The sequence below is a fragment of the Protofrankia sp. CiP1_Cm_nod4 genome, assembly GCF_982290645.1.
Window position 1 is genome coordinate 25,340 of record NZ_CEVIVC010000010.1, and the last position, 16,242, is coordinate 41,581.

At 70.4% G+C, this 16,242-nt stretch carries 16 protein-coding genes; 7 read left to right on the forward strand and 9 right to left on the reverse strand.

Annotation, left to right across the window (positions count from 1 at the left end; all coding sequences use genetic code 11):
* Positions 1 to 39 precede the first annotated feature (39 nt).
* Both dapC and fdxA read right to left on the reverse strand, forming a co-directional pair.
* Positions 40 to 1,446 (reverse strand): succinyldiaminopimelate transaminase, encoded by a 1,407-nt coding sequence (dapC, locus tag AC5LSR_RS03920; protein WP_445548254.1) that lies wholly within the window; start codon positions 1,444 to 1,446, stop codon positions 40 to 42.
* A 56-nt stretch (positions 1,447 to 1,502) separates the two neighbouring features.
* Entirely contained in the window at positions 1,503 to 1,826 is a 324-nt protein-coding gene (gene fdxA / locus AC5LSR_RS03925) for a ferredoxin (protein ID WP_250283594.1), read from the reverse strand.
* 87 nt (positions 1,827 to 1,913) lie between these two features.
* On the opposite strand from fdxA, the gene AC5LSR_RS03930 reads away from it, so the two are divergent.
* Both AC5LSR_RS03930 and AC5LSR_RS03935 read left to right on the forward strand, forming a co-directional pair.
* On the forward strand, positions 1,914 to 2,177 hold the full coding sequence (locus tag AC5LSR_RS03930) for a putative acetyltransferase (RefSeq protein ID WP_445548253.1): 264 nt from the start codon (positions 1,914 to 1,916) through the stop codon (positions 2,175 to 2,177).
* Complete coding sequence (locus tag AC5LSR_RS03935) at positions 2,174 to 3,076, forward strand: transglutaminase family protein (protein ID WP_250283593.1); 903 nt, start codon at positions 2,174 to 2,176, stop codon at positions 3,074 to 3,076. The genes AC5LSR_RS03930 and AC5LSR_RS03935 overlap by 4 nt, the downstream gene beginning before the upstream one ends.
* A 191-nt stretch (positions 3,077 to 3,267) precedes the next feature.
* On the opposite strand, the gene AC5LSR_RS03940 is transcribed toward AC5LSR_RS03935, so the two are convergent.
* From AC5LSR_RS03940 to AC5LSR_RS03960, 5 genes are all read right to left on the reverse strand, one after another.
* Positions 3,268 to 3,669 (reverse strand): DUF6113 family protein, encoded by a 402-nt coding sequence (locus tag AC5LSR_RS03940; protein ID WP_445548252.1) that lies wholly within the window; start codon positions 3,667 to 3,669, stop codon positions 3,268 to 3,270.
* A 112-nt stretch (positions 3,670 to 3,781) separates the two neighbouring features.
* On the reverse strand, positions 3,782 to 4,714 hold the full coding sequence (mshB, locus tag AC5LSR_RS03945) for an N-acetyl-1-D-myo-inositol-2-amino-2-deoxy-alpha-D-glucopyranoside deacetylase (RefSeq protein WP_250283590.1): 933 nt from the start codon (positions 4,712 to 4,714) through the stop codon (positions 3,782 to 3,784).
* 167 nt (positions 4,715 to 4,881) lie between these two features.
* Positions 4,882 to 5,853, reverse strand: coding sequence for a DUF7064 domain-containing protein (locus AC5LSR_RS03950; protein ID WP_250283588.1), 972 nt, complete (start codon positions 5,851 to 5,853; stop codon positions 4,882 to 4,884).
* 200 nt (positions 5,854 to 6,053) lie between these two features.
* Entirely contained in the window at positions 6,054 to 6,563 is a 510-nt protein-coding gene (locus AC5LSR_RS03955; RefSeq protein ID WP_250283586.1) for a hypothetical protein, read from the reverse strand.
* A gap of 47 nt (positions 6,564 to 6,610) precedes the next feature.
* A complete protein-coding gene (locus AC5LSR_RS03960; protein ID WP_493468148.1) occupies positions 6,611 to 7,885 on the reverse strand; it encodes a phosphotransferase family protein in 1,275 nt (424 codons plus the stop codon).
* A 238-nt stretch (positions 7,886 to 8,123) separates the two neighbouring features.
* On the opposite strand from AC5LSR_RS03960, the gene AC5LSR_RS03965 reads away from it, so the two are divergent.
* The 3 genes from AC5LSR_RS03965 to AC5LSR_RS03975 all read left to right on the forward strand — a co-directional run bounded on the left by AC5LSR_RS03965 (position 8,124) and on the right by AC5LSR_RS03975 (position 11,638).
* The gene (locus AC5LSR_RS03965) at positions 8,124 to 9,392 is read left to right on the forward strand and encodes a PucR family transcriptional regulator (RefSeq protein ID WP_250283582.1); all 1,269 of its coding nucleotides are present in this window, start codon (positions 8,124 to 8,126) and stop codon (positions 9,390 to 9,392) included.
* A 377-nt stretch (positions 9,393 to 9,769) separates the two neighbouring features.
* Positions 9,770 to 11,113 (forward strand): DUF3696 domain-containing protein, encoded by a 1,344-nt coding sequence (locus AC5LSR_RS03970; RefSeq protein WP_250283580.1) that lies wholly within the window; start codon positions 9,770 to 9,772, stop codon positions 11,111 to 11,113.
* Positions 11,114 to 11,173: 60 nt separating this feature from the next.
* Complete coding sequence (locus tag AC5LSR_RS03975; protein WP_493468149.1) at positions 11,174 to 11,638, forward strand: hypothetical protein; 465 nt, start codon at positions 11,174 to 11,176, stop codon at positions 11,636 to 11,638.
* 51 nt (positions 11,639 to 11,689) lie between these two features.
* Here the strand turns inward: AC5LSR_RS03975 and typA are convergent, their stop codons facing one another.
* Both typA and AC5LSR_RS03985 read right to left on the reverse strand, forming a co-directional pair.
* The gene (typA, locus tag AC5LSR_RS03980) at positions 11,690 to 13,531 is read right to left on the reverse strand and encodes a translational GTPase TypA (RefSeq protein WP_250283576.1); all 1,842 of its coding nucleotides are present in this window, start codon (positions 13,529 to 13,531) and stop codon (positions 11,690 to 11,692) included.
* 433 nt (positions 13,532 to 13,964) lie between these two features.
* Positions 13,965 to 14,396, reverse strand: coding sequence for a (deoxy)nucleoside triphosphate pyrophosphohydrolase (locus tag AC5LSR_RS03985; protein ID WP_250283609.1), 432 nt, complete (start codon positions 14,394 to 14,396; stop codon positions 13,965 to 13,967).
* Positions 14,397 to 14,539: 143 nt separating this feature from the next.
* Here AC5LSR_RS03985 and AC5LSR_RS03990 point away from each other — a divergent pair, with 143 nt between their 5' ends.
* Positions 14,540 to 14,857: a 4a-hydroxytetrahydrobiopterin dehydratase gene (locus tag AC5LSR_RS03990; protein ID WP_250283574.1), complete on the forward strand. Its 318-nt coding sequence runs from the start codon at positions 14,540 to 14,542 to the stop codon at positions 14,855 to 14,857.
* Between the two features lie 101 nt (positions 14,858 to 14,958).
* Positions 14,959 to 16,242 (forward strand): right-handed parallel beta-helix repeat-containing protein (locus tag AC5LSR_RS03995; RefSeq protein WP_493468150.1); only part of this gene is annotated, 1,284 nt, incomplete at its 3' end.

Consider the following 16,242-nt stretch of genomic DNA (forward strand, 5'->3'; position numbering starts at 1 on the left):
TAGGGGTCCCCAAATTGTGCCAAAGGCACAATTTGGGGGTTACCGGATGTCCGGTGGTTCTGTTGTGACCTGGACGCCGTGCCCGCCGTTGCCGTCGTAACCGGCACCGTCATAGGCGGCCTTGTCGTAGGCAGGATTGTCATGGCCGGAGGTGCTGTAGCCGGGGGCGTCGTAGGTGGGCCAGGCCGCGACGGGAAACGCTCCCGTGCCGGTGGAGCCGGGCTGCGGGCCCCGTACCGGCTGGCCCGCAGGCGGACGAGGTGCGGACAGCTGATGGGCCGCCAACGGAGGTGCCGAGGAAGGAGCCGTCACCGGGTGTGCCCCAGTCGTACGGGCATCGGGATGATATCCCCCCACGGACGGCGCGGGAGCCTGCGGCGGCGGCAGCACTGCCATCCGTTCCGGCACGGTGGCGATCTGCGCGTCCGGCCCGGTCAGGGCGATCCGCACGTGCCGACGGCCGACCTCACCGTAGAACGTCCCGGGGGCGACGAGCACACCCACCGTGGCCAGCGCGTCCACGGTGGCCCACGCGTCCTCGCCGCGAGTCGCCCACAGGTAGAGCCCGGCCTCGCTGTGTTCGATCGTGAAACCGGCGACCGCCAGCGCCGCCGCGAGCACGGCCCGGCGGTTGGCGTAACGCGCCCGCTGCTCGGCGACGTGCATGTCGTCGGCCAGGGCGGCCGTCATCGCGGCCTGGACCGGTGTGGGCACCATCGCGCCCGCGTGCCGGCGGACCTCCAGCAGGCCCGCCACCAGCCGGGGATCCCCGGTGACGAACCCGGCCCGGTAGCCGGCGAGGTTCGACCGTTTCGACAGCGAGTGGACGGCGAGCAGCCCCTCGTGCGAGCCGCCGCAGACGTCCGGGTGCAGCACCGAGACGGGACGGGCCTCCCAGCCCAGCTCGATGTAGCACTCGTCGCTGGCGACGACGATGCCGCGCTCCCGCGCCCAGCCGATGACGGCGCGCATCTCGTCCACGGTCAGTACCCGCCCGGACGGGTTGGCCGGGGTGTTCAGCCACACCAGCCCCACGCCGTCCGCCGGGCCCAGGACCGGTTCGCACCGGGCCAGCAGAGCCCCGACCTCGTATGTCGGGTAGGCCGGAGCCGGGATCCAGACCCGGTCCCCCGGGCCGAGCCCGAGCTGGCCGGGCAGCTGCGCGACCAGCTCCTTCGTCCCGATCACCGGCAGCACGGCGGACGGGTCGACGATCACGCCCAGCCGGCGCGCCAGCCAGCCGGCGGCGGCATCCCGCAGCTCGGGCGTGCCGGCGGTCGTCGGATAGCCCGGCGCGTTGGCCGCCGCGGCCAGGGCATGCTGGACGACCAGCGGTGTCGCGTCCACCGGTGTGCCGACGGAGAGGTCGACCAGCCCGTACGGGTGGGCACGGGCCTTCTCCGCGAACGGGGCCAGCGCGTCCCAGGGGAAGTCAGGCAGCCGCACGCGGCGGTGACGGGCCTGCCGAAGCCCGGTGGCCGCGGCAGGCCCCACGGACCCGGTCAGGACTCAGCCTGCGGCGCCAACGCGGCGACGCTGGGCGGGTCGAAGTCGAGCGCCCCCACCTTCGACGCCCCGCCCGGCGAGCCGAGCTCCTCGAAGAACAGGGCGTTCGAGTCCGAGAAGCCCTTCCACTGGTCAGGCACGTCGTCCTCGTAGTAAATGGCCTCCACCGGACAGACGGGCTCGCACGCTCCGCAGTCGACGCACTCGTCAGGCTGGATGTAAAGCATCCGTCCGCCCTCGTAGATGCAGTCGACCGGGCACTCCTCAATGCAGGCCTTGTCCTTCACATCGACGCAAGGCTCCGCGATGACGTAGGTCACCGGTTGTTCCTCCTCGGCTCACGGGCGACTGATTCCCTAGTATCGACCTGAACGGTTCCGTGTCGACACCAAGGGCGTTCGCTTGTCGTGTATGTCGTCCGTATCACTCCTGCTGACACCGGCGCCAGGGTATCGATCCGCCGACGGGCCGCCGGGCCCCTGCCACTGACCGACGTCGTGGGGGAGCTGCTGTCCTGGGCCGATCGCTGCCTGACGATACGCACCAGGGACGGTTCTATCGTGAGAGTCGCCGAAACAGATCTGGTCGCCGGGCGGCGGGTCCCGCCACAGCCGGTACGCCGGTCCAGCTCGGGGCAGGCCGCGGGGCAGACGGAGGCGAACCCGCAATGACTGTACGGACACGACGCCAGTTTGCTGAAACCGTCCGGCAGGAGCCCGTCGATCTCGGGCTGGCCTGCCTGCTGATCGCGGCCGAGGCCGAGGCCGGCCTCGACCCGGCGCGGGAGCTCGCCCAGCTGGACGCGCTGGCCGCGCAGACCGGCCGGCTCGCCGATGCCACCGCTCGGGACCCCGACAGCGCTGGCGGCGCCGGTGGCGCGGCCGCCGGCACGGCGGAAGGGCCGGCCGCCGGCCAGACGCTCGCCGGCCTGGACGTGCGCACCGCCGCCGAGATCCTGCGGCAGTCGCTCGGGGTACGAGGCGGATTCCACGGTGACCCCGCGGACTATGACAGCCTGTCCTCCTCTCTGCTCAGCTCGGTGCTCCGCCGCCGGCGCGGCCTGCCGATCATGCTGTCCGTGGTCTGGGTGGAGGTCGCCCGCCGCCTCGGGATCCCGGCCTATCCCGTCGGGCTGCCCGGACACGTCATCGTCGGTATCGGCTCGCCCGGCCGCAACGTCCTGGTCGACCCGTTCTGCGGCGGCCGGCTGATCACGGTGCACGAGGCCGCGGAACGGGTCCGCTCCACCGGGGCGCCGTTCACCCGCGCGTACCTCGCGCCGATGGGCCCGGTGGACCTGCTGATGCGGGTGCTGGGCAACATCCGGGTCTGGGCGGCCCGGACGGAGGCCACCACGACACGGCTGTGGGCCGTCGAGCTGTCCCTGCTGCTGCCCCACCACCCGGTGCACCTGCGCCGGGAGCGCGGGGAGCTGCGCGTGCGTCTCGGCGACTTCCTGGGCGGCGCCGAGGATCTCACGGCGTTCGCCGACGCGGTCGGGCCGCTGGAGCCGGCCGCCGCGGCGGCCGCCCGCGAGGCCGCGCATGCCGCCCGGGCGCGCCTGAACTGACCCAGCTCCTGAAGCAGGCCCTGGGCTGGCCCCGAGGCTGGCCCAGGGCTGGCCCCGAGCTGGGCTCAACGGGCCCGGAGCCGGGCTCGGCCAACTCCGGGGCGAAGCCCGGGAAGGCGGGAAGCCGGGAAGCCGGGAAGCCGGCGGGGCCGAAGGACCGGCCGTGTCCGGACCGGGCCGGGCCGCGGCGGTCACCGGCCGCGCGGGCCGGGCAGCGGCACGGCGGACAGGCCGCGCGGCGGCAGCCCGATCATCGCCACGACCACCGGCGCGAGCGCGCCGAGGACCATGAACAGGTATCCGGCGGCCTTGGCCTGCAGCAGCAGGTCCCCCTCGGGACGCGCGGCGGCCAGCCACAGCACGACCGGCACCCAGCCGGCCAGCGGGATCACGGCGCCGAGCCGGGTGCCGGTCAGCCAGCGCGCCAGCACCGCCAGGCCCGTGTTCCCGACCACGGCGACGGCGACGCCGACCGACAGCAGCACCCCGCCGGTACGCGGGCCCGCGGGCACGAGGAACACCCCGTAGAGGCCGAGCCCAAGCCCCCCGAAGGCACCGAACGTGTAGGCCGAGCCCAGGAACAGGCGGGACATTTCAAGATCTTCACCGGCCATGTGCCCCCCGCCCGCGCGGCCGCCCCGGCCATCCCGGCCATCCCGGCCATCCCGGCCATGTCCCGCCCCGCTCGCCCGACCGGCTCGGCGATCAGTCACGGACATCGAGATCCACCCCCGCGAACAGGTCGGTCTCCCGCCCGTACGGCCCGGCGCCCGGCCCGCGCCTGCCCCGGGTGAGGACGTAGTGCTCGGTACCCCACGCACGATGGCCGATACCGTCCGCCAGCGCGAAGAAGAAGCCGTCCGTCGTCATCTGGGTGGCGTGCGCCCGCATCGCCGCGACCTTCGCCTCATAGTAGGGATTCGCCTCGATCTCGGTGGTGACGGCCTCGTCCGGCACCGTCATCGGCACGTCCTCGGCCGACTCCACCCCGGCGAGCAGCTCCTGGCCGGTGCCCGCCGAGCGGAAGTAGTCGATCCCGGCCTGGAGCACCGAGCGCGGCATGGCTGTCTCGTACAGTTTCAGCGGCTGCCACGGCGGGCCGGCCTCGGGTGCGAAGCCCGGGTCGGCCGCCGCGTCGAACGCGCGCACGGTGGCCTGATGGGCGCGGATGTGGTCGGGATGCCCGTAGCCGCCGTTCGCGTCGTAGCTGACGAGCACCTGCGGGCGGACCTCCCGGACGATGCCGACGAGCGCGGCGGTGACGACGTCGAGGTCGGCCCGCCACAGGCAGCGGGGGTCGTCGTTGCCCGGGGTCCCCATCATGCCGCTGTCCCGCCAGCGGCCGGCCCCGCCGAGGAAGCGCTGGTCGCTGACGCCGAGCGCCGCGCAGGCCGCGGCCAGCTCCCCCATCCGGTACCCGCCGAGCTGGTCGCCGAGATCCGACCGCAGGTTGGCCAGCCCCGGGACGAGCACCTCGCCCATCTCCCCCAGCGTGCAGGTGACCAGGGTGACCGCGGTGTCCGGCGCCGCCGCGTAGGACGCCATGGTCACGCCCGTACCGATCACCTCGTCATCGGGATGCGCGTGCACGAACACGATCCGCCGCGCCGGCGGCCCGGCCGGACGGCGGGCGGACACCGTATCTCCGGGGAGGCGACTGGCGACGTCCCCGGGAGCGTCCCCCGGGATATCCGCACCGATGGCATTCACATCGACGACCGTACGAGATCGACGACCGCGGGCGGGGCAGGGTGTGTCCAGCTCGATCAGTCGGTGCCGCCAACCGCTGCTGCCAGCCGGCGCCGTCAGCCACCGCCCTGCCCGCTGCCCACAGCCACCTGGCTGCTCCCGTCGGGCTGCCCGGCCGGGCTCGGGACGCTCCATGGCAGCCGGAAACCGCCCTCGCACAGGCCGTAGCCGAGCGTGCCGTCGGCCAGGCGGTACTCCATCATCTGCTCACAGATCACGAACGAGTCCTGGGGCAGCAACCAGCTGAACAGCGGCCGGGCGGTGAAACCGGACGTCCGCCCCTTCTCGTCGGTGAACGCCCAGTCCATTCGCGAGACCTGGAAGGGGCCGGGCGCGTACTCGTTGTGATCGTCGATACGGGTGACGCGCAGCCACTGCCGGCCGTCGTGGAACATCCGCATGTAGGCGTCGGCGCCCCCGGTCGACACGCCGTGGACGCCGGCGAACGCCGTGCCGTCGTCAAAGACCGGCCAGGCGAGACGGTAGTGCCGGACACCGTCCCAGTTACGGACACCAGCGGCGACGTCACGAAACCCGCTGCCGGCGACCTCGGTCCGCCTGCCCCGGACGGTGACCTGCCCGGCGACCGTGCAGGGGCCCTCCAGATGGACCTGGGCCATCTCCCGGGCGAACGAGCCCTCCGCGTCCCGGGTCAGGGCGATGCAGTCGGCAAGCGGGTAGATCGTGTCCCACCGCAGATCGAGGCCGAAGTCGCCTTCGGCGAACGTCACCCGGGTGCTCGACAGCGGGGACAGCGACCGCACGTGCACACCCGCCAGGGTGACGCCCTTCTCCGGGCGGTCGTCGGTGTAGGGCAGGGTGAGGTTCGTGCGGACGAAGACCGGCAGGCCGTCCCGGAAGACGATCAGCCAGTTGTTGGCGTGCCGCTGGTTCTCCAGCAGACCCATCCGGACGAAGCAGCCGATGCGGGTCCGCGGGTCGTAGAAGTTCAGGTAGTAGCTCTGGTTCCACAGAGGCTGGTTGTCGTCCGAGACGACACCCTCGAAGCGTGCGAGATCGGCACTCATGACGTTTCCTTCGGCTCGTACTCCGTCCGCGGAACGGTCATCGACAGGACAGGACCGGGACCGGACAGGACAGGACGCGGACAGCAGGCACGGACGGGACGGCTGGGCCGGTCGGGGCCACGGATCGGCCCAGCGGTCATGGCCGGGACGCCGGGACGCCGGGACGCGTAAGGCCGGCGCCGGGTGACCAGGTGGGGGCTTTATCCGGTGGCAGCGGCCGTCCCGAGGAGGCTGTCGAGGGACGGCAGGCTCGACGGGTCCTGCTCGAACCCCTGGGGCAGGACCCACGCCCGCTCCCGGAGGAGCTGATCGCGGGACATGGTCAGTACCTCGTGCCATACCGCGTCGCGGCAGGGCGCGGCGGCGGCGTCGGCAAAGACGGTGTCGACGACGGCGCCCGCGACGGCCCGTAGCTGGCGGACGGTGTCCACCAGCTCGGCGGGGTCGGCCTTCGCGCGTTCCAGGACGTCTCTGCCGGCCCGCGCGTCCGCGGCGAGACGGGTGATCAGATCCGACGTCCGCGGCCCCCCGCTCGCCACCCCCGCGAGCTGTTCGGCGAAGTCGGTCAGCCGCTGTAGCTCGTCGCGGTCGAACTGGAACTGCAGGGGTAACCGCTCGGCCATCAGCAGGAGGGTGCCGACCACCACCTGGGCCTGTTCCTGGGCCATCTGGTTGGCCGGGTCGACCGCGGGCAGGACAACCTCCGTCATTGCCCTGATAATCGTCCGGAGCTGGGTGTCAGGGCGCACCATCATTGTCAGAAACCTTTCTCGAGAAGCATGCGTATCTCGTCCAGCAACAGACTCCCAATCCCGATCAGCCAGGCTACGAGAACGTCCTGGTGCGTTTTCCCACCGCGAGCGATCCGATATCCCGTCCCGAGCGTCAGGGCAGCGAGGAAGAACGCGTTGTATATCTTGTAGAAATGCAGCCGGCGGGGGTCGACGGTGAGCCCCGACGCCTTCTCGTACGCCTCGTAGAGCTCGTCGGGCGGCAGCAGGCCGCTGGCCAGGAAGGTGGCGCCGTCCTCCGCGAGGTGACCGAAGACGGGGGTGGCCAGGTAGGCGAGGTCCTGGTGGCGGTCGCCGAGCCGGCCGAGTTCCCAGTCCAGCAACGCCGTGATGCGGGCGTCGGCCTCGGTGAACAGGTAGTTCCCCGCCCGGTAGTCGCCGTGGACGACGCAGATGCGGTCGGCCGGCGGCATGTTCTGGCGCATCCAGTGGGCGGCGAGGTTCATCAGGGGCACCTCCTCGCCGCAGTCCTCCTCCCAGACGCGGGCCCACCAGTTCAGGCCCCATTCCACGCTCTGCGTCCCGGCCTGCGGGACGTCAAATGCGCCGAGCTGCGCGCCGCTGAAGTCGAACGTGTGGACGGCGGCGAGGTGCTCGACGAACTGCGAGGCCAGCGGGCCGCGCAACGCGGGCCCGAAGTTGATGCCGAGCCCGCTGACACCGCTGGTCGCCGTCGAGGGCCTGGTCGCCCCCGGCGCGAAACCGTAGATCAGTGCCGGATAGGGCAGGTGGCTGCCGTCCGCGTCGACCCAGTACGCCGGGGGCACCGGCACGACCCCCCGCATGGCCCTGATCAGCTGGAACTCCCGTAATCGGCTGGTCTCGACGATCGACTCGGCCGGTTCCATCCGCAGGACCATCGGTGTCCGGGTGCGGCCGACACCCGGTTCGACCCAGTCGAGGGTGAAGGCCATCTGCACCTTCGACGCGCCGCCGGTCAGCCAGCGGGTGTCGAGGACGGTGAAGGGCTCGTCGAGTTCGTCGTGCAGCAGCGCCTCCACACCGGCCCGCAGCGTGGCCAGGGACTGCGGCGCATAACCCGGGCCGGCGCGTCGCCCGAGCCGACGGGTGAGAATCGCGTCGATCTCCCTCTCGGTGGTGTAGCGGCCACGCAGATCTTCGATCCAGGCCGGCTGGGGCGCGTTTTTGTCATGGCCCCGGGGTAGGATTTTTTCAGCGGTCAGCATGCGGGCCCCCGCATCGTCGGGTATGTGTTCCCACGCGGCGGGAAAGGTTTTCACCTGCTTCGGCCGCGCCGGTTTTCCTGTTGGCAGGAATTGTGGCGGAGCACGATCGGTGCGCCAATATCCGGCACTGGCAAGGCTGCGGGACGGGCGTCACCCGGACCGCCAGCGACGACCGGCGGTATCCCGCGGCGCGGGGGTGGGCTGTCCCGAACGGAGCAGGGGAGCCGGCAGAAGGGACAAGCTTGATGTGACGTACACCACTTCTCACCGGAGAAACTGTTACGCTCGGCCGATGCCCGGGAAGCGCGACACGGAGCCCGCGTTAGACGCTCCGAAACCGGCCGAGTACGCATCCGCCACGGAAGCGATCCAGCGCTGCGCACACGAACTGCTGCTGCGCTCCACCGAGATCGCCGCCGAGATCACCGAACAGGTTCTCGCCGGCCAGCCGACCCTGGTACCGAACCGGACGCCGGCGGCCGTCGACGCGGTGCGCGAGAGCACCGACCAGAACGTCGGTGCGATCTTCTCCACGCTGGCCTTCGGCATCCCGGCCACGGCGATCGAGCCGCCCCTGGGCGCCCGCAACCTGCTGCGCCACTCGATCCTCGGCGGCGGGGACGTCACCGACCTGCTGCGCGCCTACCACTACGGCCACGGGCTGCTCTGGCAGATGTGGAGCGCCCACGTCGGCGAACGGGTGGCCGACCTCGACCTGCTGCGCGAGGTCCTGTCGCTGTCCTCCCAGCACATCTTCACGTTCGTCGACCACTCCTGCGCGCACCTGGTCGACGAGTACCACGCCGAGTTCGGCGGGCACGTCCCGCGTGTCTTCCAGCACCGCGCGCCCAGCGACCTCATCTGTGAGCTCGTCGCCGACGACCCGGTGGACGAGATCGCGGTGAGCTCACTGCTCCGCTACGACGTGCGGGCCCATCACGTGGCAATGGTGCTCGCGCCGACCGGCGCCGGTGGCGACGTCCGGCGCGCGCTGGACGACCTGGGCGCCGCGGCCGCGTCAGCGGTGCTCACGCTGCCGGTGGGCGACGGCACGTGGTGGGCCTGGTTCGGCTGGCCGGCCCGGCCGGACGAGGACACCCTGGCCAGGATCGCGGCTACTCCGCTGGTCGGAACGCTCGGCGGCATGGGATCCGTGGGACGGGGCCGGGCCGGGTTCCGCCGGTCCCACTACCAGGCCCGCGATGCCGAGCGCGTCGCACGGCTGAGCGGGCAGGCCGGCGCCGGCGTGGTCCGGCACCGTGACGTCGAACTCGCCGCGCTGCTGTGCGCCGACCCCGGGCGCGCCCAGCGGCTCGCGGACGAACGTCTCGGCGCCCTCGGCCGCCGCAACGAGGACTGCCGGCGGCTGCGCGAAACGCTGCTGACGTTCCTTTCCCAGGGATGCAGCAGAACACGCACCGCCCGGCTGCTGCACGTGCACCACAAGACGGTCAGCTACCGGCTCGCACAGGCCAAGGAACTGCTGGGCAGACCGCTGTCCGAGGACATCCTCGAGCTCGGCGCGGCCCTCCTCATCGAACACACCCTCCACAGCGGCTGACGCTTTGACTGATATTTCGATATTGTCCGCTTTGATCCCTATATATCATGATGTGCTATGATTAATTATGATTTGGTGCACGCCAGCGCGTTCCCCCGGCGTGGCACGGCCTCCTGGCGACTGCGGTTTCCCGCTGCCGTCCGGGTACCGTCGCGGACACGGCATGTTGTACGGCACGGTCAGCCACGGCCAAGTGGAGATCAGCCGGTCGGGAAAGCAGCATGACGACCGAACCGACCTAGCCCGCAGGCCCGACCGCCGTGGCACCGCCCCGGGGACCGGCGCCCCACGTTGCCATGGTCTGCCACGCACGACGCACATCGGAGCCGGTGCTCACGCTCTGTCAGAATAGACGGAGATCCTCGAAGGAGGGAACCATGTTGACCGGCCTGCGCATACAGAATTTCAAGAGCTGGCGGGACTCCGGTGCCATCAGACTCGCCCCGGTCACCGTGTTGTTCGGGGCGAACAGCTCCGGAAAGACCAGCCTGATCCAACTCCTGCTGCTACTCAGACAGAGCGCGGCCAACACCGACCGCCGGCGCGTTCTCGACCTCGGTGACGCAAACTCCCTCGTCGAACTGGGCACCTTCAACGATCTTGTTCACAACCACCGGGCAGCCGACAGCCTGTCGTTCACCATCAGTTGGACCGGCGAAAGAACCGACCTCCTCGAAGGCTTCATCCTCCTGGACGACTACTATGCCCCACTGCACTTCGACGCGAAGATCATACAGGCCCCCGACGGACCACTTGCCGTCGACAACTTCGGCTACTCGATCGCGAACGAGTATTTCTCGGTGAATCGGAACGGACCGGACTCCTACCGCCTGCACAGCGTCAGCCACAGCGAAAGACACAATCTCGGAGTTCCGACAAGATTCTATGGATTCCCGGAACTCGACGATATCCCACCCACCGAGATAAACGCACTCGGCGGTCTGGAATACGAGTTCGAACGAGCCCTGGCCAAGATCTCATACGTCGGCCCGATGCGGGAGAACCCGAGAAGAAGCTACCTGTGGACGGGCACCGTCCCGTCCGATGTCGGGAAGAAGGGCGAGCGGGCGGTCGAGGCGCTGCTGGCCGCACAGATAACCGCCGGCTCCGTCTCGGGCCCGGTGCGGGACGGCAGCGGCGCGTCCCTACCGGAACAGGTCGGGCGCTGGCTGCGGGACATGAAGGTCATCCATTCGTTCGAACTGCGGGAGCTCGTCGCGGGACGGCGGATATTCGAGCTGGTGGTGCGGACACGGCCTGACTCCCCCGAGGTACTGCTGACCGACGTCGGATTCGGTGTCTCCCAGATCCTCCCCGTGCTCGTCCAGTCGTATTATGCCGAGAGAAGCGGCACGGTCATCTTCGAGCAGCCCGAGATCCACCTGCATCCGAGCGTCCAGTCACAGCTGGCCGACGTTTTCATCGACGCCGCGCGGACGCAGGGCGTTCAGTTCCTGATCGAAAGCCACAGCGAACATCTGCTACGGCGGTTGCAGCGTCGCCTTGCCGAGGGAGTCGTGACCGCTGGCGACGTAGCGCTCTACTTCGTGGAGTACGGCCCGGACGGATCAGTGCTACGAGAGCTGGAGCTGGACGAGACCGGCAATATCAGGAACTGGCCCGACGGATTCTTCGGGGACGACTTCAGCGACATCGCGACGGTCGCGCGCCTGTCTGCCGAGCATCGGCTGCGCACAGCCCGCGGAGGCACGGATGCCTGACCACGACCCGGCGTCTGGCAGCCGACGCCGGAACATGTCGTCGGCACGGGCGTCGCCATCGTGGCCAACGGCCGTGACGAATGGCCGGCGGAATGCGAGCTGGCCTGCATCGGCCTGTTACAGGACCTGGTCGCCCACGGCGGAATCGTGCTGGACACGCTCGGTCTCATCACAGCTGAATATGCCAGGCATCTGAACTTCTCCGGCCAGCCCGGCATCGGCGACGCCTTCTTTCGCTGGGCGCAGAACAACCAGTACAACGAGGCATGCTGCAGCCGGGTCGAGATCACACCGGACGCCGAAGGAAATTTTCTGGAATTCCCGGACGACGCCGCTCTCGCCGACTTCGATCCGTCCGACCGCAAGTTCGTGGCGACAGCCGCCGCACACGGCGGAGCTCGTATCGCGGTCGGCACGGACAGCGACTGGTGGCACCATCGGGATGCCCTCACGGCGGCCGGCATCCCGATAGCGTTCCTGTGCGAGAAATACTTCCGGGAAAAATATCGAAACGGCCGACGATAGCGGGCCCTGGCAACGGCCGGCCTCGGTCCGGGGCTGCCGCGGCCGTCGGGGTCAGTTGGCGCGGCGGCGGGAGCGGAGCTTCTCCCGCTCGGCCGCGGTCAGCGCGACCTTGCGCAGCCGGACCGGGCCGGGGGTGACCTCGACGCACTCGTCCTCGCGGCAGAACTCCAGCGCCTGCTCGAGGGAGAGCTGCCGGTGCGGGGTCAGCCGCACCAGTTCGTCCCCGGTGGACGAACGCATGTTGGTCAGCTTCTTCTCCTTGGTGGGGTTGACGTCCATGTCGTCCGCGCGGGAGTTCTCCCCGACGATCATGCCCTCGTAGACGTCGGTGGTTGGCCCGATGAACAGGGTGCCGCGCTCCCCCAGGTTGTACAGGGCGTAGGCGGTCGCCACGCCGGCGCGGTCGGCCACCATCGACCCCGTCGCCCGGGTGCGCAACTCGCCGAACCACGGCTCGTAGGAGTCGAAGACGTGGTGCATGAGCCCGGTGCCGCGGGTCTCGGTCAGGAACTCGGTGCGGAAGCCGATCAGCCCCCGGGCCGGCACCCGGTATTCCATCCGGATCCAGCCGGTGCCGTGGTTGATCATCTGCTCGAGGCGTCCCTTGCGGACCGCCAGCAGCTGGGTGAGCGTCCCGAGGTACTCGTCGGGAGCGTCGATGGTGAGCCGCTCGACCGGTTCGTGCCGCTTGCCGTCGATCTCCCTGGTGACGACCTGCGGCTTGCCGACGGTCAGCTCGAAGCCCTCCCGGCGCATCAGCTCCACCAGGATCGCCAGCGCCAGCTCGCCGCGGCCCTGGACCTCCCAGGTGTCCGGCCGCTGCGTCGGCAGCACCCGGATGGAGACGTTGCCGACCAGCTCGGCGTCCAGCCGGTTGCGCAGCAGCCGCGCGGTCAACTTCGTGCCGGACCTGCCGGCGAGCGGGGAGGTGTTGATGCCGATCGTCATGCTGATCGACGGCTCGTCCACGGTGATGACGGGCAGCGGCCGGGGGTCGTCCGGGTCGGCCAGCGTCTCGCCGATCATGATGTCGGGGATGCCGGCGACGGCGATGATGTCGCCGGGCCCCGCCTGCTCGCCCGGCACCCGCTCCAGCGCCTTCGTGACCAGCAGCTCGGTGATCTTTACCCGGTCGACGCGGCCGTCGGCGCGGCACAGCGCGGTGGTCTGCCCGCGCCGCAGCGTCCCGTTGTGGATGCGGCACAGCGCCAGCCGCCCGAGGTAGGGCGACGCGTCGAGGTTGGTGACCAGCGCCTGCAGGGGCGCCTCGGGGTCGTAGACCGGCGCCGGGATGGTGGTCAACAGCACGTCGAACAACGGCTTGAGGTCGGGCGAGTCGGGGTTGCCGCCGTCGGCGGGGCGGTCGAGCGAGGCCCGGCCGGCCTTGGCGTTGCAGTAGACGATCGGGAAGTCGATCTGGGTCTCGTCCGCGTCCAGGTCGAGGAAGAGCTCGTAGGTGGCGTCGACGACCTCCGCGATCCGGGCGTCGGAGCGGTCCACCTTGTTGATGACCAGGATGACCGGCTGCCGGGCCTCCAGCGCCTTGCGCAGGACGAACCGGGTCTGCGGCAGCGGCCCCTCGCTCGCGTCGACGAGCAGCACGACCCCGTCCACCATGGACAGGCCGCGTTCGACCTCGCCGCCGAAGTCCGCGTGGCCCGGCGTGTCCACGATGTTGATCGTGACGTCGCCGTACTGGACCGCGGTGTTCTTGGCGAGGATCGTGATGCCCTTCTCGCGCTCGAGGTCCATCGAGTCCATCACCCGGTCGGTGGCCTCGGAGTGCTCGCCGAAGGCACCGGACTGCCGCAGCATCGCGTCGACGAGCGTCGTCTTGCCGTGGTCGACATGGGCGATGATCGCAACATTACGCAGATCGGCACGGACAGACACGGTGACAGGCTCCGGTGGGGACGTGGGGCGGCCGCCCCTGGACTAGTGATGCCGGACAACGGTGATGCCGGCCAGCGGTCGCGCCGACCCGTCAGGTGGGACGCACCGTCCTACCTGACGGGACACGCCGCGCGCCAGGCGGGAGCGTCTGGAAGACCGTCGTATCCGGACCCGGCCCGCGAGTGTCCACCATCATGGTACGGATACCGGCGACCTGACGGTCGATGGCAACAGAAAGTGTAATCATCGAAACTATCCGTTGACTTTAGCAGCCCGCCGCCGGCCCAGCGCCGGCCCGGACAGGGCCCCGGCCAGATGCCGGATCCGATGCCGGACCAGCCAGACACCGGACCAGCCAGACACCGGACCAGCCAGACACCGGACCAGCCAGACACCGGACCAGGCAGGCACCGGACCAGGCACCGAAGCCGGGTCAGATGCCGGACCGGGTGTCCGGCGACGTCGCGCCCAGGCGCCGGCGAAGATCTTCGATGAGCGGCGCGTCCGGGGCCAGCCAGGGGACGTCGTCGAGCTCGTCCCGCGCGAGCCAGCGGTGCGCCGAATGCGTGATCAGCCTGGGCTCGCCCGTGACGATCCGCCCGAAACGCACCCGCAGCACCCAGCCGTCCGCCGGCAGTGGCACCTCGCCGAGGAGCGCGCCGACCTCGATGTCGACCCCGAGCTCCTCCCGGCACTCGCGGACGAGAGCGGCGGCCTCGTCCTCACCGGGCTCGACCTTGCCGCCGGGGAACTCCCAGCCGCCGGCGAGCGCGGACGGACCTCGCCTACAGCATGCCAGCACCCGCCCCTGAACATCAACAAGTGCCGCTGCCACCACCACGCGCGGGATGCCGGACGACTTCATAACGAACGACACTGTAACGAGCGGGCTCCGTAACGAGCAGGCTCTGCCTGCCACGAAGAGGACGCACAGCAGACACAGCGGACGCACGGCACGGGCGGCCACCATCCGACGGCCGCCCGGCCGGACCAGACGGAGGTTCCTCCATGCCCACCAAGCTGGACGCACACCGCGTGGCCGACGCCCTTAGCGCGCTGCCGGGGTGGAGCGGCGACACATCGACGATCGTCCGCAGGGTCGCCATGGACGAGGAGACCGCCAGCGAGGCGGTCAGGAAGATCTCGACTGTCGCGAACGAGATGAACCATCACCCCGTTATTGATCAGGTGCCCGGAATGACGATCTTCACAGTCTGGACCCACTCACAAGGGGGTGTCACCGACCTCGACATCGCCCTGGCGTCCCGGATCTCCGACATCCTGCGCCAGCACGGCATCGCGGACCCGAGCGACGCCGGCACATGACCTGCCCCACCCGCAATCAACTACCCTCCGTCCAGTAATGATCACATAGAGTACACAATGAGTTGTTGAATCGTTGGCCGGAGAACTGTCGGGGAGCACGGGTGGCGGGTCGATCGGATGGTGAGCCAGCGGCCTTCCTGAGCTACGCACACGACGACGACGAGCACGACAGCGGCCTGATCACAGCGTTCCGGCGGCGGCTCGAGGGCGAGCTGCGCGCGCAGACCGGGCGCCGCGAGCTACAGATCTTCCAGGACCGGGACGACATCGCCTGGGGCCAGGCCTGGGAGGAACGAATCAACCGCTCCCTGGACGCGGTCACGTTCTTCATACCGATCGTGACCCCGGCGTTCGTGGCCAGCCCGCAGTGCCAGCGGGAGCTGGCCCGTTTCGTCGACCGGGAACGCCAGCTCGACCGTACCGACCTGATCCTACCGGTGTACTGGATCAGCGTCCCGGAGCTGGAAACACCGGGACGGGCCGCCGGCGACGCCCTGCTCACCGCGCTGGCCGCCCGGCAGTACACCGACTGGCGGGAACGCCGCTTCCACGACCTGTCGAGCCCGGGCAGCCGCCGGGCGACAGCCGTGCTGGCCCGCCGCATCCGCGACGCGCTCGCCGTAGGCGCGCCGGCGCCCGGGAGGAGCTTCCCCGGCACGCCCGGCGACGGCGCGGCGGGTCACCGCGCCGGGCGTCCGGTGCGGGCGCACCCGGTAGAGGTACACGTGGTCGACGCGCTGGGCCGGGGGGACTTCTCCACCGTGGACGCGGCGGTCCGCGCCGCCCGGCCCGGCGACCGGATCGTGATCCGCCCCGGGCTCTACCCCGGGCCGCTCATCCTCGACAAGCCGCTGGAGATCGTCGGGGACGGGCCGGTCGAGGAGATCACCGTGGTGGCCGGCGCGGGCAGCGTGGTGGTGTTCACCGCGGCGAACGGGTCGGTGCGCGGGCTGACGCTGCGGGCGACCGGGCAGCCGGGCGAGGCGCCGGTGGTCGACATCCGCACCGGCCGGCTCGTCCTGGACGGCTGCGACATCAGCGGGAGCGCGTCCGCCGGCGTGGCCGTCCACGGCGACGCCGACCCCCACGTCCACCGCTGCCGTGTCCACTACGTGTCCGGCCGCGGCGTGCACGTCCACGGCAAGGGCGCCGGGCTGTTCGAGGACAACGACATCACCGACAACGTCCGGTCCAACATCGTGGTGGCCTCGGGCGGGAATCCGAGAGTGCGCGGCAACCGCATCGCCAACTCCCAGCGAAGCGGCGTCTTCGTCCACGACAACGGCGCCGGGCTGTTCGAGGACAACGACATCACCGGCAACGCCCGGTCCAACATCACCGTGGAGTCCGGCGGGAACCCGACGGTCCGCCGCAACCGCATCACC